23 protein-coding genes are annotated in these 25,467 nt (G+C 65.9%); 11 read left to right on the top strand and 12 right to left on the bottom strand.

Features of this window, described 5'->3' with window-relative positions:
* The first annotated feature begins 27 nt into the window (after nt 1-27).
* The gene (locus ACH49N_RS10780; RefSeq protein ID WP_358272512.1) at nt 28-315 is read left to right on the top strand and encodes a CD225/dispanin family protein; all 288 of its coding nucleotides are present in this window, start codon (nt 28-30) and stop codon (nt 313-315) included.
* On the opposite strand, the gene ACH49N_RS10775 is transcribed toward ACH49N_RS10780, so the two are convergent.
* From ACH49N_RS10775 to ACH49N_RS10765, 3 genes are all read right to left on the bottom strand, one after another.
* Nucleotides 312-1,928, bottom strand: a complete 1,617-nt coding sequence (locus ACH49N_RS10775; protein ID WP_358272513.1) for a glycosyltransferase 87 family protein — start codon at nt 1,926-1,928, stop codon at nt 312-314. The genes ACH49N_RS10780 and ACH49N_RS10775 overlap by 4 nt on opposite strands.
* Before the next feature lie 22 nt (nt 1,929-1,950).
* Nucleotides 1,951-4,371 (bottom strand): transglycosylase domain-containing protein, encoded by a 2,421-nt coding sequence (locus tag ACH49N_RS10770; protein ID WP_397504502.1) that lies wholly within the window; start codon nt 4,369-4,371, stop codon nt 1,951-1,953.
* A gap of 224 nt (nt 4,372-4,595) precedes the next feature.
* Nucleotides 4,596-5,027 carry a DUF5318 domain-containing protein gene (locus tag ACH49N_RS10765; RefSeq protein ID WP_109334618.1) on the bottom strand — a complete coding sequence of 144 codons (432 nt, stop codon included), beginning with the start codon at nt 5,025-5,027 and terminating at the stop codon, nt 4,596-4,598.
* Nucleotides 5,028-5,115: 88 nt separating this feature from the next.
* Between ACH49N_RS10765 and ACH49N_RS10760 the strand changes: the two genes are divergently transcribed.
* The 6 genes from ACH49N_RS10760 (at nt 5,116) to ACH49N_RS10735 (ending at nt 10,818) form a co-directional block, all read left to right on the top strand.
* Entirely contained in the window at nt 5,116-5,976 is an 861-nt protein-coding gene (locus tag ACH49N_RS10760) for a DUF1707 domain-containing protein (protein WP_358272516.1), read from the top strand.
* A gap of 24 nt (nt 5,977-6,000) precedes the next feature.
* Complete coding sequence (locus ACH49N_RS10755) at nt 6,001-6,825, top strand: DUF1707 domain-containing protein (protein ID WP_358272518.1); 825 nt, start codon at nt 6,001-6,003, stop codon at nt 6,823-6,825.
* A gap of 6 nt (nt 6,826-6,831) precedes the next feature.
* Nucleotides 6,832-7,620 (top strand): DUF1707 domain-containing protein, encoded by a 789-nt coding sequence (locus ACH49N_RS10750; protein ID WP_358272520.1) that lies wholly within the window; start codon nt 6,832-6,834, stop codon nt 7,618-7,620.
* 185 nt (nt 7,621-7,805) lie between these two features.
* Nucleotides 7,806-8,363 carry a PadR family transcriptional regulator gene (locus ACH49N_RS10745; RefSeq protein ID WP_109334622.1) on the top strand — a complete coding sequence of 186 codons (558 nt, stop codon included), beginning with the start codon at nt 7,806-7,808 and terminating at the stop codon, nt 8,361-8,363.
* Entirely contained in the window at nt 8,356-9,438 is a 1,083-nt protein-coding gene (locus ACH49N_RS10740; RefSeq protein WP_159922837.1) for an inositol-3-phosphate synthase, read from the top strand. The genes ACH49N_RS10745 and ACH49N_RS10740 overlap by 8 nt, the downstream gene beginning before the upstream one ends.
* Before the next feature lie 129 nt (nt 9,439-9,567).
* Nucleotides 9,568-10,818, top strand: coding sequence for a T3SS (YopN, CesT) and YbjN peptide-binding chaperone 1 (locus tag ACH49N_RS10735; protein WP_358272522.1), 1,251 nt, complete (start codon nt 9,568-9,570; stop codon nt 10,816-10,818).
* A gap of 14 nt (nt 10,819-10,832) precedes the next feature.
* Here the strand turns inward: ACH49N_RS10735 and ACH49N_RS10730 are convergent, their stop codons facing one another.
* The 6 genes from ACH49N_RS10730 to ACH49N_RS10705 form a co-directional block, all read right to left on the bottom strand.
* Nucleotides 10,833-13,046, bottom strand: a complete 2,214-nt coding sequence (locus ACH49N_RS10730) for a transglycosylase domain-containing protein (RefSeq protein WP_358272524.1) — start codon at nt 13,044-13,046, stop codon at nt 10,833-10,835.
* 132 nt (nt 13,047-13,178) lie between these two features.
* Complete coding sequence (locus ACH49N_RS10725; protein ID WP_109334625.1) at nt 13,179-13,370, bottom strand: hypothetical protein; 192 nt, start codon at nt 13,368-13,370, stop codon at nt 13,179-13,181.
* Between the two features lie 32 nt (nt 13,371-13,402).
* Nucleotides 13,403-14,296: a carbohydrate ABC transporter permease gene (locus ACH49N_RS10720; RefSeq protein ID WP_358272526.1), complete on the bottom strand. Its 894-nt coding sequence runs from the start codon at nt 14,294-14,296 to the stop codon at nt 13,403-13,405.
* Nucleotides 14,293-15,342 (bottom strand): sugar ABC transporter permease, encoded by a 1,050-nt coding sequence (locus ACH49N_RS10715; protein ID WP_358272528.1) that lies wholly within the window; start codon nt 15,340-15,342, stop codon nt 14,293-14,295. Before ACH49N_RS10715 ends, ACH49N_RS10720 begins: the two co-directional genes overlap by 4 nt.
* Nucleotides 15,343-15,373: 31 nt before the next feature.
* Nucleotides 15,374-16,648 carry an ABC transporter substrate-binding protein gene (locus ACH49N_RS10710; RefSeq protein ID WP_159922825.1) on the bottom strand — a complete coding sequence of 425 codons (1,275 nt, stop codon included), beginning with the start codon at nt 16,646-16,648 and terminating at the stop codon, nt 15,374-15,376.
* Between the two features lie 180 nt (nt 16,649-16,828).
* Nucleotides 16,829-17,902 carry a sn-glycerol-3-phosphate ABC transporter ATP-binding protein UgpC gene (locus ACH49N_RS10705; protein ID WP_358272530.1) on the bottom strand — a complete coding sequence of 358 codons (1,074 nt, stop codon included), beginning with the start codon at nt 17,900-17,902 and terminating at the stop codon, nt 16,829-16,831.
* A 145-nt stretch (nt 17,903-18,047) separates the two neighbouring features.
* Between ACH49N_RS10705 and ACH49N_RS10700 the strand changes: the two genes are divergently transcribed.
* Nucleotides 18,048-18,866 (top strand): DUF2786 domain-containing protein, encoded by an 819-nt coding sequence (locus tag ACH49N_RS10700; protein ID WP_358272532.1) that lies wholly within the window; start codon nt 18,048-18,050, stop codon nt 18,864-18,866.
* Nucleotides 18,863-19,387 carry a TIGR04338 family metallohydrolase gene (locus ACH49N_RS10695; protein WP_358272534.1) on the top strand — a complete coding sequence of 175 codons (525 nt, stop codon included), beginning with the start codon at nt 18,863-18,865 and terminating at the stop codon, nt 19,385-19,387. Before ACH49N_RS10700 ends, ACH49N_RS10695 begins: the two co-directional genes overlap by 4 nt.
* A 43-nt stretch (nt 19,388-19,430) precedes the next feature.
* Here the strand turns inward: ACH49N_RS10695 and surE are convergent, their stop codons facing one another.
* Nucleotides 19,431-20,198: a 5'/3'-nucleotidase SurE gene (gene surE, locus ACH49N_RS10690; RefSeq protein ID WP_358272536.1), complete on the bottom strand. Its 768-nt coding sequence runs from the start codon at nt 20,196-20,198 to the stop codon at nt 19,431-19,433.
* Complete coding sequence (locus tag ACH49N_RS10685; RefSeq protein ID WP_236603168.1) at nt 20,195-21,142, bottom strand: 1-phosphofructokinase family hexose kinase; 948 nt, start codon at nt 21,140-21,142, stop codon at nt 20,195-20,197. Before ACH49N_RS10685 ends, surE begins: the two co-directional genes overlap by 4 nt.
* 178 nt (nt 21,143-21,320) lie before the next feature.
* Here ACH49N_RS10685 and ACH49N_RS10680 point away from each other — a divergent pair, with 178 nt between their 5' ends.
* Complete coding sequence (locus ACH49N_RS10680) at nt 21,321-22,115, top strand: LLM class F420-dependent oxidoreductase (protein ID WP_159922815.1); 795 nt, start codon at nt 21,321-21,323, stop codon at nt 22,113-22,115.
* 68 nt (nt 22,116-22,183) lie between these two features.
* Here ACH49N_RS10680 and ACH49N_RS10675 read toward each other — a convergent pair whose 3' ends face one another.
* Nucleotides 22,184-23,398, bottom strand: a complete 1,215-nt coding sequence (locus ACH49N_RS10675) for an acetyl-CoA C-acetyltransferase (RefSeq protein ID WP_358272538.1) — start codon at nt 23,396-23,398, stop codon at nt 22,184-22,186.
* Nucleotides 23,399-23,650: 252 nt separating this feature from the next.
* Here ACH49N_RS10675 and ACH49N_RS10670 point away from each other — a divergent pair, with 252 nt between their 5' ends.
* Entirely contained in the window at nt 23,651-25,465 is a 1,815-nt protein-coding gene (locus tag ACH49N_RS10670) for an ABC transporter substrate-binding protein/permease (protein WP_317767994.1), read from the top strand.
* Nucleotides 25,466-25,467 lie beyond the last annotated feature (2 nt).

Genomic DNA, 25,467 nt, shown 5'->3' with positions numbered 1-25,467 from the left:
CGTGGGCTGAACCACGGGGAGGCATGCATGACGGCGCAGCATCAGGACACCTCGGCAGACTTCGACGGCCCGCTGGCGCCGCCGCCCGCAAGCAGTCTGCCACTTGCAATCCTGGCGGTAGTCGCCTTCGTTCCGTTCGGCATCCTCGCTCTTCTCCGCGCGCTCTCCGTCCACCGACTGTGGGAGCAGGGGGAGTACGACCGTTCGGTGCGGGCCGCCGCCGACGCCCGCCAGTGGTCGATCAGAGCCATTTCACTCGGCGTCTCTATCGCCGTGTTCCTCGTCGGCGCCGCGTACGTGCTCGCGAACCCCTAGCCGCTCGTCGTCCAGGTTTCCTGGGCTGGTGCATCTTTCGGCGCTCGAGGCCGCAACCAGACCGGCAACCAGCGCGGCTGTGCGTCCGGTGCCTGATCGAGTACCCCACCCGAGGGGTCGTCGATGAACCCGTACCGCACGAGGTCCTCGTCGGGCCGGTAGATCTGACGGATGATCAGAACGCACAGTGCAACCACCGCGACATCACGAACCACCACCGCGGAGGTGAACCATTGCTCGGGAAGACCTTTGTTGGAGACGCCGAGGTAGTACATCATGCGGGGCACCCACACCAGGGCGTCGACGGTCATCCACGCGAGAAGAATTCGACGGTGCGGCAGGGCGAGCACAGCCAACGGGACGAGCCACAGCGAATACTGCGGACTCCACACCTTGTTGGTGAGAAGGAAACCGGCGACCAGCAGAAAGCACAGCTGGGTCAGCCGGGGACGCTGCGGGGCGGTGAGCGCGACATAACCCACGCCCACACAGACCAGAGCGAACAGCACGAACGACACCGCGTTGAGGATGGTGGGTGCCTGCCCTACCGGGAGAACGCCGTCGAAACCGGTCCACCCAGTGAACGAAGTGACGACGTTGTACAGCGAGTCGGGGTCGGCGCCACGTTCGGAATTGAGTCTGAAGAATTCGGCCCACCCGCGCGGGAAGAGCAGAGCTATAGGCAGATTGACGGCGAGCCACGTGCTTATCGCGGTCAACGCGGTCACCGACCAGTACCGCGTCTTGCCGGTGCGCACGCACAACACCAGCAGTGGTCCGAGGAGCAGTAGCGGATACAGTTTGGCCGCGCCGCCGAGGCCGAGCAGGACACCGGCGAGCACGGGACGTTTCCGCGACCACGCAAGCAGGCCACCGGTAGCGAAAGCTGTTGCCAGCGGGTCGAAATTGGTGAACGCATGAACGATCACGAGCGGTGAACCGGCCACCAGCGCGGCGTCCCAGACACGGCGACCGGCCAGAAGCGCACTGGCCCAGACGGTGACGAGCCACGCCGCGGCCAGCCCGAGCGCCACCACATTGAAATAGATGGCGACCTGCAGGGCGCCCGGTAGCCAGTGGACGGCATCCCACGCCTTGGCCACCACCATGGCGCCGTACTGATACAGACCCGACACCACCGGGTACTCCATGTAGCGGCGCTGCATCTGGCCGTTGCCGGCGTCTTCCTCCCACCACTTCTTGTAGGGGAAGGCGCCCTCGTTCAGCCGTTCGGCCCCGTACAGCGGCACGGTGTCGGAGTAACACATCGCGACATATTGCCGGCTACCGCTCCAGTCGAGACCCAGCGCACCGTTCGCGCCCACCGGAGCCTGCTGGATACAGGGCGCCTTGGCGAACCAGCCGAGCGCGAGAAAGACGACCGCCAACAACAGGATCGCCCGCATCGGCGTGAAGAACCGATTGCGCCCCACCACCGCGTGCCGACCCACCGGGCCACCGATCACCCCGGACAGCTCCGACACCAGCGGGTCGGTGCGGCCGGGAACATCCCGCCAGTCCGCCGAACGCTGATCCTCCGCCACTGGTGCGGGCGAGACGAATTCCGCCTCGCCCGCGTCTCGGACGACGTGCGCGTTCGGGTTTTCGGCCACTAGGCGAGGCTACCGGTCGCCGCTAACCCGTCGGAATCTGCCGCTGACCGTTGCCCGCGTTCGGTGGTGTGGTGATCTCCGGTTCGGCCGGCACCACCGGTGCCGGTGTGGTCGGTCTCGGCGCCAGACCCGGAACCGGAATGGTGATGCCGGGCAGGATTTCGACCGGAGACGGCGTCACCACCACAGGCGGCACGAGCTGCGTCGGCAGCTGGAAGGTACTCGTCGGCGGCGCAGACGTCTTGGGAGGCGCCGGGGCGGAGTACGCCGGCAGACCCGACTGGCCGCCGATGGGACCCGGCTTCGGGAACTTCTCGACGGGGGTGCCTTCGAGGGCTCCATCCATCGTGTCCTTCCAGATGTCGGACGGCAGGCCGGAGCCGTAGATCATGGCACCGTTGCTGTTTTCGAGAGCCTGACCATCGGTGGTGCCCACCCAGACCGCTGTGGACAGCGACGGGGTGTACCCCACCATCCAGGCGTCCTTGTTCTGCCCGGTGTCCCCGAGCTGCGCGGTACCCGTCTTGGCCGCGGACGGCCGTCCACCGGCCAGGTTGTGGCCGCGCGAATAACCGGCGATCGGCTCCATCGCGGCCGTCACGTTGTCGGCGACATCCTTGTCTATGCGCTCCTCGCCCGGATCGACACCGCGGTCGAGCAACACGGTGCCGTCCGCGCTGACCACCTTCTGCACGAAGTGCGGGGCGCGATAGACACCCGACGCCGCCAACGTGGCATAGGAGGAGGCCATGTCGAGCACGCGCGACTGGTACTGACCCAGCACGATGCCGTTGTTGGGACCGCTGCCGTCGGGCTCGGTCAGCGTCGGCCCGACACCGGGGATCTCCTCCGGGATACCCGCCCGGTGGGCCATCTCGGCGATCGCCTGCGGCCCGCCGTCGATTTCGAGTTGCTGACGGTAGAAGCTGGTGTTCAGTGACCGCTTGAGGGCCTCCGCGATGGTGCAGGTGCCGCAACCCTCGCCCTCGACGTTGCTGATCGTGATGCCGTTGACCGTGAGCTCCGAGCTGTCGTACATCTGCGACAGCGGGATGCCCTGGTCGAGGGCCGCGGCGAGACCGAACACCTTGAACGACGAACCGGTCTGCAGACCGGCGTTGGCGAAGTCGTAACCGCCGCCGTCCTCGCCGCCGTAGTAGGCCCGTACCGCGCCGGACTTCGGGTCCACGGACACCACACCGGTCCGCAGGTTCTCCGGTTCACCCTCCAGGTTGGAACGCACCGAGTCCACCGCGGCCGCCTGCGCGACCGGGTCGATCGTCGTCGTGATCTGCAGTCCCTCGGTGTTGAGCAGTTGCTCGCTGATTCCGGCGTCACCCAGCTCCCGCAGGACCTGGTTCTTGATCAGGCCTTCCGGACCGGTGTCCTGGTTACCGTTGTCGACCTGGGCGAGGGGCACATAGGGCGGATACTGCATGCCTGCGCGAGCCGACTGCTCGAGCGTGCCTGCGGTGACCATGCCGTCGAGGACGTAGTTCCACCGCGACTGCGCACCCTCGGGATTCGTCTCCGGATCGAGCAGCGACGGCAACTGGATCGACGACGCCAGAACCGCGCTCTCCTCGACGGTGAGCTGGTCGACGGGCTTGTTGAAGTACGCCTTCGACGCCGCCGCGATGCCGTAGGCACCACGGCCGAAGTAGATGGTGTTCAGGTAAGCGGCCAGGATGTCGTCCTTGGACCATTCGCGGGCCATCTTCGACGAGATGACCAGTTCCTTCATCTTTCGCGTCAGCGACCGTTCGGAACCCACCATCGTCTTCTTCACGTACTGCTGGGTGATGGTCGAGCCACCACCCGCGCTGTCCTTACCCAGCACGTTGTCGCGGGCGGCGCGGGCGAAACCGCCGACCGAGAAGCCGGGGTTCGAGTAGAAGTCGCGGTCCTCGGCTGCCAGCACCGCGTCCCGGGTGTGCTTCGGGATCTGGTCGAGACTGACCTCGGTGCGGTTACCCTCCGGCGGCACGACCTTGCTCAGCACCGACGTGCCGTCCGCGGCGTAGATGGTGGCCACCTGGTTGGTCTTCAAGTCGCCGGGACGCGGAACTTCCTGCACAACGTAGGCGGCCATGAACAGCAGGATCGGAATGATCAGGCCTAGCGCGACACATGTGTAGGCGGCGCGGCGCACAATCCTCCACCTCGACTTGTTCTTCGCCGGCGGCTTCCGCGGCGGTCCTCCAGCGTTGCCTCCCGGCCGGCGACCGCCCGTCGGCGGCGGACCCGGAGGACGCCCACCAGGGGGCGGTGCACTGCGAGGACCGGCAACCGGACGGCCCGGCGGGGGACCGGGACGGCCCGGCGGGGGACCGGGACGACGCGGCGGCGGCCCCGGAGGACGGCCCCCACCCTGCGGCGGAGGAGGCATACGACGCGGCGGCGGTCCGGGAGGACGGCCGCCGCCCTGCGGCGGGGGAGGCATACGGCGCGGTGGCGGCCCACCTGCAGGCTGTCCGCCGCGGGGTGGTGGACCTCCGGGGCGCCCCTGTGGCGGGGGGCCACTCGGTCGTCTCGGTCCGTTCGGTCGATCACCCGGGGCGTTGCTGCGGGGGGAACTCACGTACAAATCTCCAGTGGTTGTGGACCTGTTTCAGTCCGGCGTCACGTCAGTGGGCAGTCCTCGGCCCTCGTCCGTGTTCGGGCGTTCTATTCGCTCGCGGTCCGCCGACTCGGCGGCCGAGGCCTCGGCGACGATCGCCTCGGCCTCTTCGGTGCGGGCACATTACCGAGAACATAAGACTGAACCAGATGGTTCCAGCTACAGGTTCTGCACACCTCGACCACGTGAACCGAAAACTCCTCCTGAGTGGCTGCGAGACGCACCAGCTCCTCGGCCGTCCGAGCCGAACCCGACACCGGGCCCAGCTTGTCGCCGAAGACCCAGGAAACCAGGGTCAACTGCTCTTTCCGGCAGATCGGGCACACGACGTCACTGCCCTTGCCGTGGAATTTCGCGGCTCGAAGCAGGTATGGGCTGGCATCACAGACCTCCGTGACGCCTGTCCTGCCCGAGTAGACCTCGGCCAGCAGAGACTTGCGCTGAAGCGCGTAGTCCACCACCTGCCGCTGTATCCGCACGGAGACCAGAGTACGTGCGTGGCGTCAGGAGGAAAGGGGTCGGTCGAGTGACGCTGGTCAAACGCCGTTCCCCCACTACGATGCCGATGTGGCCTCCGGACCGTCCTCGCGCACCCGCGCACGCGACCTCGACCGCGTCAATGCGTGCAGCCAGCTCGACGCCGCTTACGCCGACGGACAGCTCGGTGCCGGCGAGTACCACGACCGCACCTCGCAGGCCATGTCGTCGAAGACGCTGGCAGAACTGAACCTCCTGATCAGCGACCTGCAATTGCCCGCCAGCCTCACCGATGAAGTACCCGTTCGCTCTGCCCGACCCCCCAGAACAGTTCTGCGGATCGCCGTGGGTATTGCGGTGGCGGTGGCAGCAGGGATCGTCGCAGTATCACTGACGCAGCACGACGGCCCCCAGCCGGTCGGCGGTTCTGTCCCCGTCCAGGTCGAGCGGCCCGTCGGTTTTCCCGTCCAGGAGCCGCCGGTGGCGGTCGCCGACTCGCCGATCACCGGGGTGGTTGAGCCGCTGACACCGGACGGCATCGCTGCGGTGTTCGACGCCTATCAGCGCACGTTCGGCGACCTCACGGCTCATCAGATGGCGCTGTACCCGGGCTATGCCCTCGCAAAGAGAACGGTGGCGGAGGCACCCGGTCAGGCCGACACCTACTCCTTCCGTGGCGGCTTCACCCCGTGGGGACCGCGCAGCGGGCGGTTGCCTGGCACGGCCGACGTCGATCTGCGGCAGGTCGACGTCGCTGCGCTTGGGGCGCTGCTCGGCGATGCTCCTCGGCTCGTCGGCGCCCCCGAAGGCAGCATCGGCCACGTCCTCATTGCCGACGGTGGCAAGGGCCCGACCATGAACATCTACGTCAACGGCGCCGACAACCTCGGGGGCGGGTACGTCAAGGCCGGCCTCGGCGGCGAAGTTCTGCAGATCCTCCCAGCGCAATAGCGGTCCGCACACTAAGATCTCTGCGTGGCCAGCCGATACCCAGCGAACACGCGCGCGCGTGACGTCGACCGCGCCAACACCGCGGCGATACTCGACGGCGCCTTCGGGGACGGACAGCTCAGTCAGGACGAGCACCGGGCCATGTCGGAACTCGCCGCCGGAGCGCGCACACTCGACGAACTCGAAGCCCTCGTCGGCGACCTGCAGCGTCCCGCGGATGCACCGCCCGACGCCAGGCCTCCCCGCGAAACCCGCCGCCACCTGTTCACCGCAGCAGTCGCGGCCGCCGCCGTCATTGCCGCTGTCGGGGCCTTCGCCCTCACCGACAGCGACGACGTGCAGGCCCCCGCACCCGCCGCGCAACCGGCCTCGATTGATCTCGGTGCAGTGGCGCCGGTGGTGATACCGACGCCGGACCTCACCACGCGGGAAGGGATGACCCTCTTCATCGATCAGTACCGCGCCAAGTTCGGTGACACGGTCGTCGACGAGTTGAACCTGTATCCACAACACGCCAACTTCGAGCGCGCACAACCGCTGGAGCCGAATCGGCTGGTCTCGTACGACTACCGAGGCGGGTTCTCGCCGTCACGTCCGGCGACCACTCGGAAGGTCGACACCCCGATCATCGACCTCGCGGGCCTGAATGTGGATGCCCTGGCGGACGTCGTGGCGGCGGCGCCCACGGCTATCAATGTTCCGGACGCGAAGGTCGACTACCTCGGAATCGACACCGACGGCGGCACGCCCATCGTGCGGATCTACGCGAGCAACGACTTCGACGAGAGCGGCATGATCGTGGTCACGCCGGCGGGTTCGGTCCTCCGCGTCTCGCCGTTCAGTGGATAGGACACGATGAACAAGACAAGTCTCGCCGGGCTACGGGCCCGCGACTCCGATCGGGCCGACGCATGCGGAGTCCTCGACGCGGCTCAGACCGACGGTCAGATCTCGGCTGAGGAACACAGTTACCGCACAGCCCGGGCGATGAGCGCGAAGACCTTCGACGAACTCGACCGGCTCGTCGGTGACCTGCAAATTCCCAGCCGACTGGCCAATGCTCCCGTCGTCCGCCCGAAACAGCGCAGGTCCCGGCGACGGTGGATCGCCGCCGGTGCGATCGTCGCGAGCGCTGCGGTAGTCGGCGCAATCGCGGGGTCGATCGGGGATGACGCCGGACCGTCGAAGTCGCTTCCCACCCTGACCACCGGCAGCGGGGTTCACTACTTCATCGACGAGTACCGCGCAGAGTTCGGTGACACCATCGCAGATGAAGTCGATCTCTTCCCCGAACATGCCGTTCTCGACCGGCAGGCAACCGGAAACCCGTCCCAGGCCGACCCCTACCACTACGACGGAGAATTCGACAGCTGGGGAAGCGTCTCGACCCGGGACGCCGACGAGCGGTCGTTCGACCTCGCCGCCGTGGACCTTCCGGCTCTCGCGGGCCTGCTGAAAGGCGCACCGGAAAGCGTCCGAGTGCCCAACGGAACCGTGGATCACCTGTCCTTCGGCTTCGAGCCCGGCGAAGAACAAGGGCCGCCGATCATCTCCGTGTACGCGAACAACGAAGCCGGTAACACCGGATACTTCAACGTCACCTTCGACGGTGAGATCATCGCCGTCTACCCGTTCGGTGACTAGGCGTAGTTCCTACAGAGGTTGGAAACGGCGCGGCTGACCCGCGAACCGGCCGGCAGAAGCCACCCACAAAACAATCTGTGACGACTTGTCCCATGTATCGCCCACGCGTATCGTCGTATATATCGGTGCGATATAGTTCGGCATCGCATCACACGGTTAGGTCTGGCGACTCAGGGGGTGGACAAGTGCTCGAATTGGCAATTCTCGGGCTGCTCCACGAGTCACCCATGCACGGATACGAGCTGCGGAAGCGGTTGACGGGACTGTTGGGTGCGTTTCGCGCGTTCTCCTACGGTTCCCTCTATCCCACTCTGCGACGCATGCAGGCGGACGGTCTGATCGCCGAGGACGCAGGTGCCCCGGGCACCGTCAAGCGTCGTGCCCGCCGCGTCTATCAGCTCACGCCGGTCGGCAGGGAGCGGTTCAAGGAACTGGTCGCCGACACGGGTCCGCAGAACTACACCGATGACGGTTTCGGTGTTCATCTCGCCTTCTTCAGCCGCACACCCGCAGAGGCGCGGATGCGCATTCTCGAAGGCAGACGACGCCAGGTCGAGGAGCGCCGGGAGGGGCTCCGCGAAGCCGTGGGACGGGCCAGCGGGTCGATAGACCGCTACACCCGTCAGCTTCACCAGCTCGGTCTCGAATCCAGTGAGCGCGAAGTGCGCTGGCTCAACGAGCTGATCGCCGCCGAGCAATCGACAGCAACACCTAATAAAGAAGGAGAACCCGACCATGGGTGAGAACAGCACCGCGGTGCGCGTGGCCATTGTGGGCGTGGGGAACTGTGCCTCGTCCTTGGTTCAGGGCGTGCAGTACTACAAGGACGCCGACGAGACGGCGACCGTTCCCGGCCTCATGCACGTCAAGTTCGGCAAGTACCACGTTCGCGACGTCCAGTTCGTCGCCGCTTTCGATGTCGACGCCAAGAAGGTCGGATTCGACCTCTCCGAGGCCATCTTCGCCAGCGAGAACAACACCATCAAGATCGCGGACGTTCCGCCGGCCGACGTGCCGGTGCTGCGCGGCCCCACCCTCGACGGCATCGGCAAGTACTACGCCGAGACCATCGAGATCTCCGAGGCCGAGCCCGTCGACGTCGTCAAGGCGTTGAAGGACGCCGAGGTGGACGTGCTGGTGTCGTACCTGCCCGTGGGTTCCGAGGATGCCGACAAGTTCTACGCCCAGTGCGCCATCGACGCGGGTGTCGCGTTCGTCAACGCCCTGCCCGTGTTCATCGCCTCCGACCCCGAGTGGGCGGCGAAGTTCAAGGACGCCGGCGTCCCGATCGTCGGTGACGACATCAAGTCGCAGGTCGGTGCCACCATCACCCACCGCGTCATGGCGAAGCTGTTCGAGGACCGCGGCGTGCAGCTCGACCGCACCATGCAGCTCAACGTCGGCGGCAACATGGACTTCAAGAACATGCTCGAGCGGGAGCGCCTCGAATCCAAGAAGATCTCCAAGACGCAGGCTGTGACGTCGAACCTGACCCGCGACCTCGGTCCCGGCAACGTGCACATCGGCCCGTCGGACCACGTCGGCTGGCTCGACGACCGCAAGTGGGCGTACGTGCGCCTCGAGGGTCGTGCGTTCGGCGACGTGCCCCTGAACCTGGAGTACAAGCTCGAGGTCTGGGACTCCCCCAACTCGGCCGGCATCATCATCGACGCCGTCCGCGCCGCCAAGATCGCCAAGGACCGCGGCATCGGTGGACCCGTCTACCCGGCTTCCGCGTACCTGATGAAGTCCCCGCCGGTTCAGATGGCGGACGACAAGGCTCGCACCGAGCTCGAGGCGTTCATCATCGACGCGTAGGACCGTTCCCGAGGCGAATGCCCCTTTCGACGCTTTTCATCGCGCCGTAAGGGGCATTCGCCTTTGTGTTCGAATACTTGTCGTACCCGCCCTCTACGGTGACACCCAGGATTCATCGAGGGAGGCGTGATGTCCGAGAACATTTTCGATCGGGAGATCGACGACGCATGGACGCAGTTCCAGGACCGTCTGACCCGGTATGTGCGCGCGATGCAGGACGACGACGAGTTGGTGCTGGTGTCGCGTTACGACAGCACCGACGACGGCCTCACCGAGACGGCCGCGTGCGTGCGATTCTTCGCCTGGGCCGGTGACACGGTGCGGTGTGAAGTGCCGTCCAACCTTTTCCTGCATCCGGCGCGTCAACTTTCCGAGGAAGATCACGATCGGCTGATCGAACTCGGGTGGAACCGCCCGGACGCGGTTGCGGACGTCGACGAGGGTAACGGCTCCGCTTCGTTCTATCTCGACGCCGACCGCACCGAGGCCACTCGGCTGGCGACGATGACCATCGCCGTGTTCCGGGAGATCTGGGACCTTATGCATCCGTCGTTCCTGCAGGCGATGACCCGGGGTCGACAAGATGTCCCGCCGCTCGACGTTCCCGACGAGACACCGGCTCGGCAGCGCAACGGATCAGGTCTACGGGAACTCGTCGACACGGCCGTCGAATCGATGCTCGGGCAGGCACCGGAGAAGGACGGGGACGGAGACATTCTCGTCTGGGTCGGTGACATGCCCACCTACGTCAGGGTGCTCGACGACGACGCCCGGGTCGAGGTGTTTGCCCGCGTGGTCCATTCGATCAGTGACCGGACACGCGCCGCGGAAGCGCTGGCCGATCTCAACCGTCAGTGGTCCGACATCAAATTCCTGCTGATAGTCGACAACGTGGTCGCCGTCATGCGAATCGACGGTTCGCCTTTCGCGGCCGAACATCTGCTGTCGGTGTTCCGCACTTTCGAGCACCTCGTCGATACCGCCGACGAGGCATTCGCCGAACGACTGGGCGGCACCCTCAACACCACCGCCACGAGTCCGACCGGCACCGACGAGCACGGCAGCCACGAATTGCCCGCGGCGCTGATGACGCTGATTCATCTGGACTCCGACAGCGGGCTGGACGCCGACGATGTCGCCGAAATCTGCGGTCGCGATCGAGACACCATCCTCGAATTCCTGCGCCTCTGCTCCGACCAGGAAGTCGAGTGGCGCCACAACGCGGAACTCGCCCGCGAGAACGACTCCGAAGAAGCGGACATGTGTGAGAGCGAAGCCCAGTCCTGGGCCAAGACGTCCGACAGCCTACGAGCAGCGCTGCGGGTCGTGGTGCTCCCGCATCGTGCACCACCGGGCGGCGGGTACCGCAGCCTGGGCTGAAAGTTCGCCCGACCCTAGCCCGGCAGCGGAATGATCACGCCCGGCAGAATTTCGATCTGCGTGGGCGCCGGTAGTTGGAGCTGCGGCGGGGGCTGGATCGGCGGTAGCGGTGCCGGCGGCGGCGCCTCTACGGGAGCCGGCGCCGGCGGCGGGTTGGCGGTTTGGCCGTTGCCGCTTCCGGACCCGCTGCCGCTACTCGAAACGCCGCTCCACGAGGGAACACCCGCCTGCCCGCCGATGGGGTCCGGCCAGGGGAATTCTTCCCAGTCGGTGTCCTCGAGGGCACCGTCCATCGTTCCCTTCCAGATGTCGGACGGCAGGCTGGACCCGTAGATCAGCCCACCCCAGCTGTTGTTGATCGCGGTGGCGTCGGCCTTACCGATCCACACCGCCGTCGACAACGACGGCGTGTAACCGACCATCCAGGCGTCCTTGTTCTCACCGGTATCGCCCAGCTGCGCGGTGCCCGTCTTCGCCGCCGAGGGACGTCCTCCCGCGAGTGCGTGACCGCGGGAATAGGCAGCCACCGGCATTAAGGCCTGGCTGATGTTGTCGGCGACCGCGGCCTCGAGTCGACGCTCCCCGGGGCTCGGCGCCCGATCGAACAAAACAACCCCATCGGCGGTCACCACGCGCTGGACGAAGTACGGCGGGTGGTAGATGCCCGAGGCGGCGAGCGTCGCATACGCCGACGCCATATCAATCGGACGAGACAAGTACTGACCGAGAACGATGCCGCCCTCGGGTTCGCCGCCATTCTCACTCAACGTTTTGCCCTGCACCCCGGGGATGAACTCGGGAATCCCCGCCTTGTGCGCGGCGTCGGCAATGGCCTGCGGACCGTTGTCCAACGACATCATGAGCCGGTAAAAGCTGGTGTTCAGTGATCTTTTGGTGGCCTCGGCGATGGTGCACGTGCCGCAGGATTCACCCTCGACGTTTCCGATCTGCACATTGCCGACGGTCAGCGGTGCGCTGCTGAAGCGGGCAGAGAGCGGAATGCCCTGCTCGAGCGCGGCGGCCAAGCCGAACACCTTGAACGACGAGCCCGTCTGCAGCGGAGCCTGCGCGTAATCGAATCCGGCACCGTCCTCACCGCCGTAGTAGGCACGGACACCGCCGGTGCGCGGATCGATGGACACCACCGCGGTGCGCAGACCGGGATCCTCCCCTTCAAGGGTTTCGTGCACGGAGTCGATCGCGGCTTGCTGCGCTTTCGGGTCGATCGTCGTGGTGATCTGTAGACCCTCGGTGTTCAAAGTCTGCTCGGAGATCCCGGCGTCCGACAGTTCCCGGAGCACCTGGTTCCGGATCAGACCCTCCGGGCCGGGCGCGGAGTTGGCGTCGGTGGGCCGATTGGCCGGCGCCGCGGCCGGGAACTCGATCTCGCTGCGGTCCTGGGAGGTGAGGACACCCATCTCGACCATGCCGTCGAGCACGTAGTTCCACCGGGCCTGCAACTGGTCGACGTTCGCTTCGGGGTCGAGGTACGACGGGCTCTGGATCACCGAGGCCAGCACGGCGCCTTCGGCCACCGACAACTCACCGACCGGCTTGTCGAAGTACGCCCGCGACGCCGCCTCGATGCCATAGGCACCACGGCCGAAGTAGATGGTGTTGAGGTACGCCGCGAGGATCTCGTCCTTCGACCATTCGCGGGCCATCTTGGTGGAGATGACGAGTTCGCGCATCTTCCGATACACGTTTCGGTCGGCGCCGACCAGCACGTTCTTGACGTACTGCTGGGTGATCGTCGACCCGCCGCCTGCGCTTTCCTTGCCGAGGACGTTGTCGCGGGCGGCTCGCACGAATCCCGCGATCGAGAAGCCGGGATTGGAATAGAAATTCCGGTCCTCCGCCGACAGGACAGCGTCCCGGACATGCTGCGGTATTTCACCGAGCGCGATTTCGGTGCGGTTTCCCTCCGGCGGAATCACCTTGGCCAATTCGGTGGCACCGTCCGCGGCGAACACCGTGGCCACCTGATTGGTCTTCATGTCCGACGGGCGCGGGACCTCGGCCTGGACGTAACTCACCAGGAACATCACGAGGGGAATCACCAGCATGAGCGCCATCACGCCCAGACCGACGCGGCGGACCGTGCGCCAGCGGCGGGACTTCTTCTTCCCCGCTCGCGGCGTGCTTGTCGCTGCTGCGCCGTCGTCACCGACAGGCGTGCCACCGGACTCGGCGGTGCCATCGCCCGTCGCGTCGTTGCCAGAACTCACTTACACACTCCCGGTCAGGTATCCGGTCACGGAGGATCATCGCACCCACCCCGTACGTATGTTATGTGATTGCCCCGAGTGTGACGCGCACCGCGCTACCGATCAGCAAATAATCCGACCACTTGTCCTGTTTCAGCGGACGCGGGCGCGCGCCGCAACTGCCAGCCCCGACAACAGCAGACAACCCAGCAACACCAGCGCCGGTGTGACACCGGGATCACCGTTCACCACCTCCACGACCGCGGCGATGAACGCCATCACCGTGAAGAACCCGAGGATTCCGATGAGAACCTCGAGTCGCTGCCGCTTCGCCACTGGATGCATGCCCGACAGATTCCCCTCGCTCCGCTCGACCGCTAGCTCTTCACGCCGCCGGCCGTCAGCCCCGACACGATGCGGCGCTGGAACAGCAACACCATGATCACCAGCGGAATGGTGACGATGGTGCCCGCTGCCATGATCGCCGCGTACGGCACGACATGCGGGTCGTTGCCGGAGAACCGGGCGATCGCGACGGTGACCGGTTCGGTGGCGTCACTCGACAGCTGGCTGGCGAGGAGATACTCGTTGACGGTGGCGATGAACGCCAGGATGGCGGTGGTGAACAGCGCGGGCGCGGCCAGCGGCAACATCACCAGCCGGAACGCCTGGCCCCGGTTGGCGCCGTCGATCCGGGCCGCCTCCTCGAGCTCCCACGGGAGTTCCTTGAAGAACGACGTCAGCGTGTAGATGGTGAGCGGGAGGACGAACGAGATGTTGGGGATGATCATCGCCTGGTAGGTGCCGATCCAGCCGATGTTCGTGAAGAACTGGAACAGGGGAGTGACCAATGCGACGACGGGGAACATCGACGCGCCGAGCACGATGCCGACCACCACGTACTTGAATCGGAATTCGATACGAGCCAGGGCGTAGGCGGTGAAGATGCCGACGGCCAGAGCCACCGCGGTGGTGACGCCGCCGACGATCATGCTGTTGATCAGGGCACGCGTGAAGTTGTTGCCGCTGCTCGTCGACAACGCGTTCTGGAAGTTCTCGAGGGTCAGGTGCGTCGGCCACGGTGTGGTGTCGAAGGTGTAGTCGGGGTCGCGGAATGCCGTCACCATCATCCAGTAGAACGGGGCGAGACCCCAGACGAGGATGATCGCGACGCCGACGTAGATGCGGGTGTTCTTGAAAGCGAATCGGTGGGGACGCTTGCGTCGCGCCGAGGTGTCGGGGACGTCGGGTTCCGGTGCGCGATGCGTCACGGCTTCGGCCCCTTTCGCTGTGCTTCCTGAGTTTCTACGGCATTGGCACCGAGAAACTTCACGAGGACAAATGCGACCGCGAAGATCATCAGGAATGTGATGGTCGAGAGCGCCGAAGCGCTGTTGAACCCTTGCCGCACCTGGTCGACCACGAGTATCGACACGGTGGTGGTGGCAGGGTTGCCGCCCGTCAGGATGGCGGGCAGGTCGTACATGCGCAGGGCGTCCATGGTGCGGAAGAGGATCGCCACCATCAGAGCGGGCTTGACCAGAGGGAGTGTGATTCGGCGGAACCGCTGCCACGCCGAGGCGCCGTCGACGCGGGCTGCCTCGTACACGTCCTGAGGAATCATCTGCAGACCGGCGAGGATCAGCAGTGCCATGAACGGTGTGGTTTTCCAGACGTCGGAGATGATCACGGCGAAGCGGGCCGGCCATTCGTCCGACGTCCACAGGATCTGGGTGCCGAGTAACCGGTTGGCGATGCCGTCGTAGGCGAAGATGAAGTACCACAACTTGGCGGTGACCGCGGTCGGGATGGCCCACGGGATCAGGACGGCCGCGCGCAGCAGTGCGCGCCCCTTGAATGTCTTACCCATGATGATCGCCATCCACAGGCCGATCGCGACCTCGATGCCGACAGTGACGACAGTGAAGAAGGCGGTGTTACCGACCGCCGACCAGAACTGGGACCCGAGTGTGCCCGGGGGGCACGCCACGACCGCACCCCCCGGAGAAGTGCATTGCTGCAGGATCCAGTGCGTGTAGTTGGTGAACCCTGCCCAACCGCCCTCGACGAACATGCCCGTCGACGGGTCGAGGCCCGCATCCTTCTGGAACGACATCACCAGGGCCCGGATCACCGGGTACCCGATGACGACGGCCAGGACGGCCAGCGTCGGGAGGACGAACAGCCACGCGCGGCGACCGCTCATCCCGAAGCGTCGCCCGTTCTCACTCTCCGCACGCGTACCGCGGCCGGGATCGGAATCCCCGGCCGCGGTACGGGCCGGCGCCCCACTGGTGGTCCCAGCCGGAACGGCCATCTTCACTCCTGTGTTCTACGAGCCGGTGTTGCTACGAGCCCGCAGACTGGATACCGGACTGCATGTCCGTGATCGCCTGGTCGACGGACTTCTCACCCTTGATGGCGGCATAGGCGTTGTCCTGCACGGCCTTCGACACAGCCGGGTAGAACGGGGTGACCGGGCGGGGAACAGCGTTTTCGATCGACACCTTCAACGTGGGCATGAAGGGGTACTTCGCCACGATCTCCGGGTCGTCGTACAGCGCGGCACGGACCGGGGGAAGCGAGTCCATCGCCATGATGCGTTGCGCCTGCTCGCCCTGCAGGAAGGTCAGGAAGTCGCGAGCGGTTGCCTTGTTCTCCGAGAACGCGCTGATGGCGGCGTTGTAGCCACCGAGCGTCGAGGTGCCGATGCCGTCTTTGCCGGGCAGCGGGGCGACCGCGAACTTGCCCTTCACCGCGGACGAGTCCTTCTCGGCGTTGGCGTACACGTACGGCCAGTTGCGCAGGAACAGCGCCTTGCCGTCCTCGAAGGCCTTCTGGCTTTCGGGCTCCTTGAACGTGGTGTCCTGGGCCGGGATGTCACCGTTCTTGAAGTTGTCCACGAGAACCTGCAGACCCGCGCGGGACTCCGGGCTGTCGACGGTGGGGGTCTTGCCGTCCTCACCGACGAACGAACCACCGAACGCGTTGATGACCTCGGCGGTGTTCACCGTCAGGCCCTCGTAGGGCGCGAACTGACCGGCGTAGCAGTCGATGTTGTTGGTCTTGGCCACCTCGCACGCCGCGGCGAGTTCCGTCCACGTCTTCGGGGCGGCGGGGAGCAGGTCGCTGCGGTAGTACAGCAGACCACCGTTGGTGTTCTTGGGTGCCGCGTACTGGGTGCCGTTGTAGGTGGCACTTTCCACGGTGGCGGGGAGGATTCCGGTGTTGTCGACCGCAAACTCACCGGTCAGCGGCTGCAGCCAGCCCTTGGCCGCGAACTCCGCAGTCCAGGGCACGTCGAGTGCCACGACGTCGTAGTCGGACTGCTTGGCCTGCAGGTGCTGGACGAGGTCGTCGTGCGCCTGATCGGCGTCGTTCGACTGCTCCTTGAACGTCACCTGCTCGTCCGGGTGCTCGGCGTTCCACGCGTCGATGATCTGGCGGACGACCCCGGTCTCGGTGGTGTCCTTGCCCTCGACGTACGTGATGGGTCCGCGGCCGTCGAGGTTCTCCGACGTGGAGTCGCTGCCGCTGTCGCTCGAGCACGCGGTGAGCGTGACCAGCGACGCAGCAGTGGCAAGCACCGCGGCGCGCCGGACCGCTCTCGAAATCTGAACCATGGAGTCTCCCCGTAGGTAGATGTGGATGAACCCGCCACCGGCACCGGGATTCCGGCACATTGCGCACGAAATCCGGCGGCACCGGTGCGGTGTCGGAACATACTGTGGCACGGAACACGGCCGAAGTGCCGCATTACCCCCGACCTGAATCGTTCAGGAACGGCGGCGCGGACTCCGCGGCTAGCTCAGCCGGTATCCCTCGGACGCCGAGAACAGGTGTACCGCGGCGGGATCGACGTGCAGTTTCACCAGGTCGCCCTTGCGCGGGGGGTCCCGCCAATCGGCGCGTGCCACCAGCTGGTGTGTCTCGCCGTTGACGGTGCTGCGACCGTAGATGTAGGCGTCGGATCCGAGCTCCTCGACCACCGCGACCTCCATCGGGATGCCCGTGGTGGACAGCTCGAGGTGTTCGGGACGAATGCCCACCACCACCTGGGTTTCGGACGATTCCGAGCGCAGTTGGCGGGGCAGGGGAATCGTCGCGTCGCCGAGCACGACACCGTCCGGAGTGATCGGCAAGGTGAACAGATTCATCGACGGCGAACCCATGAAGCCGGCGACGAACACGTTGGCCGGCTTGCTGTAGAGGTCGCGCGGGGAGGCGCACTGCTGCAGCACCCCATCCTTGAGCACGGCGACCCGATCGCCCATCGTCATCGCCTCGACCTGGTCATGGGTCACGTACACCATCGTGGTCTCGAGGCGGCGCTGCAGCTGCGCGATCTGCGTTCGCGTCTGCACGCGGAGCTTGGCGTCGAGGTTCGACAGCGGCTCGTCCATCAAGAACACCTGAGGTTGCCGGACGATCGCACGGCCCATCGCGACCCGCTGACGCTGACCACCGGACAGCGCCTTGGGCTTGCGGTCGAGATACGGCTCGAGGTCGAGCAGCTTGGCCGTCTCCTCGACGCGCTGCCGGATGTCGGCCTTCGGTTTTCCGGCGAGCTTCAACGCGAAGCCCATGTTCTCGGCCACCGACATGTGCGGATAGAGGGCGTAGTTCTGGAACACCATCGCAATATCCCGCTGCTTCGGCTCCTGGCCGGTGACGTCCCGGTCGCCGATGAGGATTCGCCCACTGTGCACGTCTTCGAGTCCCGCGAGCATGCGCAGTGATGTGGACTTGCCGCAGCCGGAGGGTCCGACCAGCACGAGGAACTCACCGTCCTCGATCTTCAGATCGAGCTGATCGACGGCCGGCTTGTCCGAGCCGGGGAACATACAGGTGGCACCGTCATAGGTCACTGTGGCCATGAACGTCGAAGTCCCTTCTACCCGGCGCAGCGCGCGCACGTGCGTGCGTGCGAATGTACCTTTCCGGGTCCCGAGGCGCTCCGCGCCCGTGCGCCTTTTTGGTAGCCAGAGTTACCAAAAAGGCGCACGGGCGTAGCCTGCCCTGGTGAGTTCCGACAAGATGCTGACCCGCATCGGTGGGCTGCTCCGGCAGGCGGAATCGACCGACAACCCGCACGAGGGTGAAGCGTTCATGGCCGCGGCGCAGCGGCTCGCGACCGCCGCCTCCATCGACCTGGCCGTGGCCCGGTCACACGCTGCGGGCAAGGAGAAGCGGGCTACCCCTACTCAACGCCTGATCACCATCGGGGAACCGGGCAAGAAGGGACTGCGCACCTACGCGCAGCTGTTTCTGGTGATCGCCGCCGCCAACGACGTCCAATGCGACATCGCACAGACGTCGGCCGTGATCTACGCCTACGGATTCGCCGGCGACATCGACGTGTGCGAGGCCCTATACACGAGCCTGCTGGTCCAGATGGTGAGGGCGTCCGACGCCTACATCAAATCGGGCGAGTACCGGAACGAGACGACGATGCGCACCCAGGTCGAGCAGCGCGGACGGCGTCGGGTCCGGACCACGGTTCGGCGACCGGTTGCGGGTGTGACCGCCCGGCTCAACTTCCAACTCGCCTATGCAGCACGCATCGGGCAGCGCCTCGCCGACGCGAAGAAGGATGCCGAGCACGAGGCGACGTCTGTTCCGGAGTCGTCGGCCGAGACGGCGCTGGTACTCCGCGACAAGCAGCTCGAGTTGAAGGATTACTACTCCGAGAACTCCCAGGCACGCGGGACGTGGCGTGGAGCGCGCCCGTCGGCGGGCCATGCCTCGGGTGCTCGCCGGGCCGGGGACCGGGCCGCACGGACGGCGCGGTTGAGTAATTCACCCGAGCTGTCGACCGCACGAAAACAGATTCCGTCGTGAGGCGCACCCGCGACACCCAGCGTGCCGCCGTCTACGAGGCGGAAGCGTTGGTGCGCACGATGTTCGATCGGGCCGACGAGCGTGGGCTGCGCGTCGTCGACGTTCTGGGGTCGCAGGTGACGCTGCCAGTGGAACGGAAATTCGCGTCCATCGAGTCGGTACAGGACTACGTGAACCGGGTGCTCGCTCTCAACTGGGTGCGGGATACGTGGGCGCGAGCCGCCACGCCGATCCGAGTGCGTGCGAGGGCGGGCAACAACGCCGCGCACTACGAAAGCGACTGCGCCACCATGGCAGTCCCCGAGTACCGCAGCGGAAAAGCCTGGGCATTCCGGGAACTGGTGGTACTGCACGAGATCGCACATCACCTGGACCCATCCGACCCCGACGATCCGAGCACCGCGGCACACGGACCGGAGTACGTCGACCGCTACCTCGCCTTGGTGGGTGAAATCATCGGCCCGGAAGCAGCGTTCGTCCTGAGGGCCATGCTGCTGGCGGGTGGTGTGCGGCTGAGTTGATGACGCCCGTGACGACAAGCGACCAGCACAGCCGAACGCCCGGTCAGCGTGTCCAGTTCAACGTGCTGATATCGACGTCGACTGCCTCGAAGGGTGCCCTGAGCGCGGTGGCGCTCGCCCAACCACGAACGAGGACACCGGCATCGGTCTCCTCGGAATTCTCGTTGTCGTCGGCGTGAATTTCGGCGAACGTGACGGTCACGAACCCGTCGTCCGCTTCACCGACGTTCGCCTGGACGGCGCCGAATGCCGCGAGCGGGGCCGGGCGCAGCCCCTTCAATTCGTCGAGCGGAATGTCCGGTGCGTTCACATTCAGCACCGTGCCCGGGGTGCCGTTCTCGACGATCCAGTCCAACGCCTGCCGGCACACGACTTCGGCGGTGTCCCAATGCCTGGGGTTCGACGTGGCCAGCGACACCGCCAACGCCAGCGTGCCATGCGTGGCGCCCGTCAGCGCCGCCCCGACCGTGCCCGAATGCAGAATCGCGTGACCCGTGTTGGGGCCGTGATTGATTCCCGACAGCACGATGTCCGGCGGTGGCCCGAACGCACCGCTCGTCGCCACGAAACTGATCAGCGCGGGGGACGCTTCCACCGCGTGGACCGCCACCCCGGGAAGGTCCGGGAATTCCCGCCTCGACATCCGGAGCCGGCCGTTGCTCTCCAACGCGGTCAGCGACGCGCTCGCACCACTGCGCTCCTCGTGCGGGGCCGCGACCACCACGTCGAGTCCGGCGGCGAACGCCAACCGGGCGAGCAGGTTGATACCGTGACTGTCCACGCCGTCGTCATTGGTGACCAGAGCCCTCACTGCTTCTGCCCCTCCGGCTCGGTCATCCGCCGCACCCGAATATTCTCGACCATCTTCGCGATCAGGTCCGGTTGTCCCGTTGCGAGACCACGGCGCGTCACGTTCACAGCGCCGGCTGCGGCGCCGAACTGCAATGCGTCGTTCATCGATTTGCCGCGGGCCAGGGCTGCGGCGATACCGGCGGTCATCGAGTCTCCGGCGCCCCGGTGGTCGACGATATTCATGGGCGGAATCAGCACTTCCCAGATGTCGCCGTCGACGAGGGCCATCGCCGGATCTCCTGCCCGTGAGACGACGACGTGGTCGGCTCCTTCCGCCGCAAGGGCACGCATCGCTTCGGCGAGATCTTCCGGCTTCTCCGACTGTGCGCGCCCGTCCTCGATGAGATCTTCATGGCTCACTTTCAGTACGGTCAGGCCACCCTCGAGGGCCGCCGTCATGGTGGGGCCGGACAGGTCGGCGACCACCGGAACCTTCAACGCCCGAAGATCTCCCACCAACCGGGTGTAAATCTCAGGCGGCACCACATTGTTCTCGTGTGGGCCGCCGAGCACCGCGACATCCGCTGTGATTCCCTCGGCCAGCGACCCGCCGAACAAGTCGTCGACCTCGTGCCGAGACAGGACTCGTGGGCGAACCTCTGCCAGCGGCTTCCGGTCACCCCCACGGCGGTCGTGCACATAGGACCCGTTCTCACCGGCCGTGGAAATCGCGCGGACCTTTATACCTTCACGCTCGATGAGAGACTGGAGGATGCCCCCCGTCTCGCCGCCGAATACCCCACACAACGTGACGTCCAGGCCGAGCGTCGCCGCCATCCTGGCAATCCATACCCCCTGCCCACCGGCGTGCACGTGCAGTTCGGTGCTCTCGTCCGGGGCGGCTTCGATCGTCACCGTCAGCAAGGGCGACGGTGCGAATACGAAGGCGGACACAGCGCTCATCGGGTCGAACCTCATCTCGGTCGTCAACGGTCTGGCCTGCCGTCAAGTACCCGGGAGGTGACCGGTTCACACGGACTCGGTGGCCGTACCCCGTCGAGGCGAGCAAGATGGATTCGTAAACGACCTGCACGCACGGGCCCTCGACACAGGGCCGCCGCACTCATTCGAGGAGCCACGTATGACCCGTTCAGTTCGAATCGGTGTCCAGATTCAGCCGCAACACGCGCCCGACTACGGACTGATTCGCGACGCCGTTCTGCGGGCCGAAGACGCCGGCGTCGACATCGTCTTCAACTGGGACCACTTCTACCCGCTGTACGGCGACCCGGCAGGTGCCCACTTCGAATGCTGGACGATGCTCGGCGCATTCGCCGAACAGACGGAACGAGTGGAAATCGGCGCCCTCGTCACCTGCGCCGGCTACCGCAACCCGGACCTGCTCGCCGACATGGCCCGCACCGTCGACCACATCAGCGGGGGACGGCTGATCCTCGGGATCGGTTCCGGATGGTTCGAGCGCGACTACGACGAATACGGGTACGACTTCGGCACCAAGGGGTCGCGGCTGGACCTGCTGGCCGAGTACTTGCCACGAATCACCGCCCGGTTCGACAAGCTCGAACCCGCACCCACGCGGCACATCCCCATCCTCATCGGGGGCGGCGGCGAGAAGAAGACACTGCCCCTCGTCGCACAGTACGGCGACATCTGGCACAGCTTCAGCGACATCGAAACCCACGCGCGGAAGTCGGGCATCCTCGCCGACCGCTGCGCCGACCACGGTCGCAACCCCGACACCATTGCGCACTCCACGTCCTGGCCGGGCTCGGACGAAGCCGCCGCCTACGTCGACGCCGGGGTCACACTGTTCACCGTCGGCACCAGCGGACCCGACTTCGACCTCACCGAGCTGAAGGAAGCCATCGCGTGGCGGGACGAGAACACCCCGCCGCCGCTGTCTGGCCTCGCATAGGCGCTCCGCGCTTGTGCGCCTTTCTGGTAGCTGGAGCGACCAAAAAGGCGCACGGGCGCCGCAGCCGCCTACAGCCGTTCGAGGACCATGGCCATGCCCTGGCCACCGCCGACGCACATGGTTTCGACGCCGAACTGCTTGTCGCTGGACTGCAGGTTGTTCAGCAGGGTCGCGGTGATCCGGGCACCGGTCATGCCGAACGGGTGACCGAGAGCGATGGCACCGCCGGAGACGTTCAGCTTGTCCTCGTCGATGCCGAGTTCGCGCGCCGACCCGAGCACCTGCACCGCGAACGCCTCGTTGATCTCGAACAGGTCGATGTCGGAGATACCCATCCCGGCGATGGCCAGGGCCCGCTTGGTGGCCTCGATCGGGCCCAACCCCATGATCTCCGGCGAAAGCCCGGACACCCCGGTGGACACGATCCGGGCCAGCGGGGTCAGCCCCAGTTCCTTGGCCTTGGTATCGGACATGATCACCAGGGCGGCGGCGCCGTCGTTGAGCGGGCACGCGTTACCGGCGGTCACGGTGCCGTCCGGCCGGAACACCGGCTTCAGCTGCGACACGGCCTCGTAGGTGGTGCCGGCGCGGGGGCCGTCGTCCTTCGACACGACGGTGCCGTCGGGCAGCGTCACCGGGGTGATCTCCCGCTCGAAGAAACCACTGTTGATGGCCTCCTCCGCCCGGTTCTGCGAGCGCACCGCCCACCGGTCCTGCTCCTCGCGGGTGATGCCGGTGATCTGCGCGACGTTCTCGGCGGTCTGGCCCATCGCGATGTAGGTGTCCGGGACCAGGCCCTCCTCGCGGGGGTCGATCCACTGCTGCCCGCCCTGGGCGAGCTTCTCGGTGCGGGACTGGGCGTCGGCGTAGAGCGGGTTCTGGGTGTCGGGCAGCGAGTCGGAGTTTCCCTTGACGAACCGGGACACCGTCTCGACGCCGGCGGAAATGAATACGTCACCCTCGCCGGCCTTGATCGCGTGCAGCGCCATGCGGGTGGTCTGCAAAGACGAGGAACAGTAACGGGTGATGGTGGTGCCGGGAATGAAGTCGTAGCCCAACTGCACGGCAACGTTGCGGCCCATGTTGAAGCCCTGCTCACCGCCGGGCAGCCCGCAACCCAAAATCAGGTCGTTGATGTCGGTGGGATCGAGGGCGGGCACCTTGTCCAGTGCCGCCTGCACCATCTGCGCGGCCAGGTCGTCCGGGCGCATGCCCTTGAGCGATCCCTTCATGGCGCGACCGATCGGGGAACGGGCGATGGAAACGATGACAGCCTCGGGCATGCGGAACTCCTACCGATTCGATTCTAAGCGTATGCTTATTTTCTAAGCGTTTGCATATATTGACTGTCGGGCTCATATCCTGTCAAGGCCTGCGGCCCGTGCGCCTTTCTGGTTGTCCCAGCTACCACAAAGGCGCACGGGCGGCGAAGCCGCTTCCTCTTGTATGTATGACAAAACAAGAGGAGTGACGGGCGTCGCTCACGCGTCTTCCGACCCCGCTCATCAGCCACCGCCGGGGTTACGCTGCTCACCATGTTTTCTTCCGTGGGAGCGAAGATCCGTGTGGTGGTGGCATTGTTGCTGACCGCCCTGATAGCGCTGACCCTGTCGTCGTGTTCGAGCGACAGCAGTTCTTCGGGGGCGGCGCCACAGGATCTGTGTGCACCACCGGGTGTCGGCGCCGCGACGGCTGCGCCCACCAACCTCGACGCATCGGCGGGCGCCGGCGCGGAAGACCGCTACACCACGGCCGATGTCACCCCGCTGAACCAGATCGATACGTCGAAGCTGAACCTCATTACCCCCGGCGTTCTGACCGTGGGCACGCTGTCGGACGCACCCCCGAGCATCTGTGTGAACGCCGAGAACCAGTTCACTGGATACGACAACGAACTACTGAAGGCCGTCGCCGCGAAGCTCGGTCTGCGCGTCGACTTCGTCGGCACCGAATTCGCCGGACTCCTCGCGCAGGTGTCGGGGCGACGATTCGACGTCGGATCGTCCTCGATCACGACGACGGACGAGCGGCGTAATACCGTCGGCTTCACCAACGGCTACGACTTCGGGTATTTCTCCCTTGTCGTCCCCAACGGTGGACCCATCAAGGGCTTCGACGACCTGAACTCGTCCACCCGCATCGGTGTCGTGCAGGGCACCGTGCAGGACGACTACGTCGTCAACACACTGAAGCTCGACCCGGTGAAGTTTCCCGACTACGCCACGGCGTATGCGAACCTGAAGTCGGGGCAGATCGACGCATGGGTGGCGCCGTCGCAGCAGGCGGAAGGCGCCATCGCGCCGGGGGATCCGACGTCGATCGCGCAGAACACGTTCAGTGTCAACAATTTCGTCGGGTGGGCTGTCGCGAAGGAGAACCAGCCTCTGATCGACGCGCTGAATTCCGGTCTCGACGCGACCATCGAGGACGGGACGTGGGCGGAACTGTATTCGGACTGGGTGCCTCGCGAACTGCCCGAAGGATGGAAGCCCGGCAGCAAGGCGGCGCCGATGCCGGACCTGCCCGACTTCGCCGCGCTCGCCGCCGAGAACATCGAAACCGACGCCGAGACCCCGGTGAACGAACCGAAGTCGACACTGGCACAGCTGAAGGACACGTTCTTCGACTGGGACCTGTACGCGCGGGCATTCCCCGATCTACTGAAAACCGGCCTGCCGAATACCCTGATTCTCGCGTTGGCGTCCGGCATCGTCGGCACCGTGCTGGGCATGCTGCTCGCGATGGCCGGAATCTCCCGCACGCGGTGGCTGCGGTGGCCGGCGCGGGTCTACACCGACGTGTTCCGTGGGCTTCCCGCCGTGGTGATCATTCTCATCGTCGGGCTCGGTGTGGGACCGGTGGTGAGAGGCCTCACCGGAAACAACCCGTACTGGCTGGGGGCCGCCGCACTGTCGCTGCTGGCGTCCGCCTACATCGGTGAGATTTTCCGGTCCGGAATCCAGAGCGTCGAACCGGGGCAGCTGGAGGCCGCCAGGGCCCTGGGTTTCAGTTACCGCAAGTCGATGACCCTGGTGGTGATCCCCCAAGGTGTGCGACGGGTGCTGCCCGCACTGATGAACCAGTTCATCTCCCTCATCAAGGACTCGTCGCTCATCTACTTCCTCGGCCTGCTCGTCACGCAGCGCGAATTGTTCGCCGTGGGACGCGATCTCAACGCGCAAACCGGAAACCTGTCGCCCCTCGTCGCAGCCGGCCTGTTCTATCTCGCTATGACGATTCCGCTGACGCACCTCGTCAACTACATCGACCACCGTCTGCGCACCGGCCGCGCCGACACGTCCGGCACGCTCGATCCGGTGGAGCAGTCCATCGTCGTGGAAAGGGGATAAGG

The sequence above is a fragment of the Rhodococcus sp. NPDC019647 genome, assembly GCF_044389235.1.
In the GTDB taxonomy this organism is placed as follows: domain Bacteria; phylum Actinomycetota; class Actinomycetes; order Mycobacteriales; family Mycobacteriaceae; genus Rhodococcus_F; species Rhodococcus_F oxybenzonivorans.
The sequence above is the reverse complement of the archived record's forward strand: the minus strand, read 5'-3'. Positions and strand labels throughout refer to the sequence as shown.

Excerpts from the sequence above, each read along its gene's own strand:
- ACH49N_RS10780 (WP_358272512.1), top strand. The coding sequence starts at position 28 with ATGACGGCGCAGCATCAGGACACCTCGGCAGACTTCGACGGCCCGCTG.
- ACH49N_RS10770 (WP_397504502.1), bottom strand. The coding sequence starts at position 4,371 with ATGCCTCCCCCGCCGCAGGGCGGCGGCCGTCCTCCCGGACCGCCGCCG.
- ACH49N_RS10750 (WP_358272520.1), top strand. The coding sequence starts at position 6,832 with ATGAACAAGACAAGTCTCGCCGGGCTACGGGCCCGCGACTCCGATCGG.
- ACH49N_RS10740 (WP_159922837.1), top strand. The coding sequence starts at position 8,356 with ATGGGTGAGAACAGCACCGCGGTGCGCGTGGCCATTGTGGGCGTGGGG.
- ACH49N_RS10735 (WP_358272522.1), top strand. The coding sequence starts at position 9,568 with ATGTCCGAGAACATTTTCGATCGGGAGATCGACGACGCATGGACGCAG.
- ACH49N_RS10725 (WP_109334625.1), bottom strand. The coding sequence starts at position 13,370 with ATGCATCCAGTGGCGAAGCGGCAGCGACTCGAGGTTCTCATCGGAATC.
- ACH49N_RS10715 (WP_358272528.1), bottom strand. The coding sequence starts at position 15,342 with ATGGCCGTTCCGGCTGGGACCACCAGTGGGGCGCCGGCCCGTACCGCG.
- ACH49N_RS10710 (WP_159922825.1), bottom strand. The coding sequence starts at position 16,648 with ATGGTTCAGATTTCGAGAGCGGTCCGGCGCGCCGCGGTGCTTGCCACT.
- ACH49N_RS10705 (WP_358272530.1), bottom strand. The coding sequence starts at position 17,902 with ATGGCCACAGTGACCTATGACGGTGCCACCTGTATGTTCCCCGGCTCG.
- ACH49N_RS10685 (WP_236603168.1), bottom strand. The coding sequence starts at position 21,142 with ATGAGCGCTGTGTCCGCCTTCGTATTCGCACCGTCGCCCTTGCTGACG.
- ACH49N_RS10680 (WP_159922815.1), top strand. The coding sequence starts at position 21,321 with ATGACCCGTTCAGTTCGAATCGGTGTCCAGATTCAGCCGCAACACGCG.
- ACH49N_RS10675 (WP_358272538.1), bottom strand. The coding sequence starts at position 23,398 with ATGCCCGAGGCTGTCATCGTTTCCATCGCCCGTTCCCCGATCGGTCGC.
- ACH49N_RS10670 (WP_317767994.1), top strand. The coding sequence starts at position 23,651 with ATGTTTTCTTCCGTGGGAGCGAAGATCCGTGTGGTGGTGGCATTGTTG.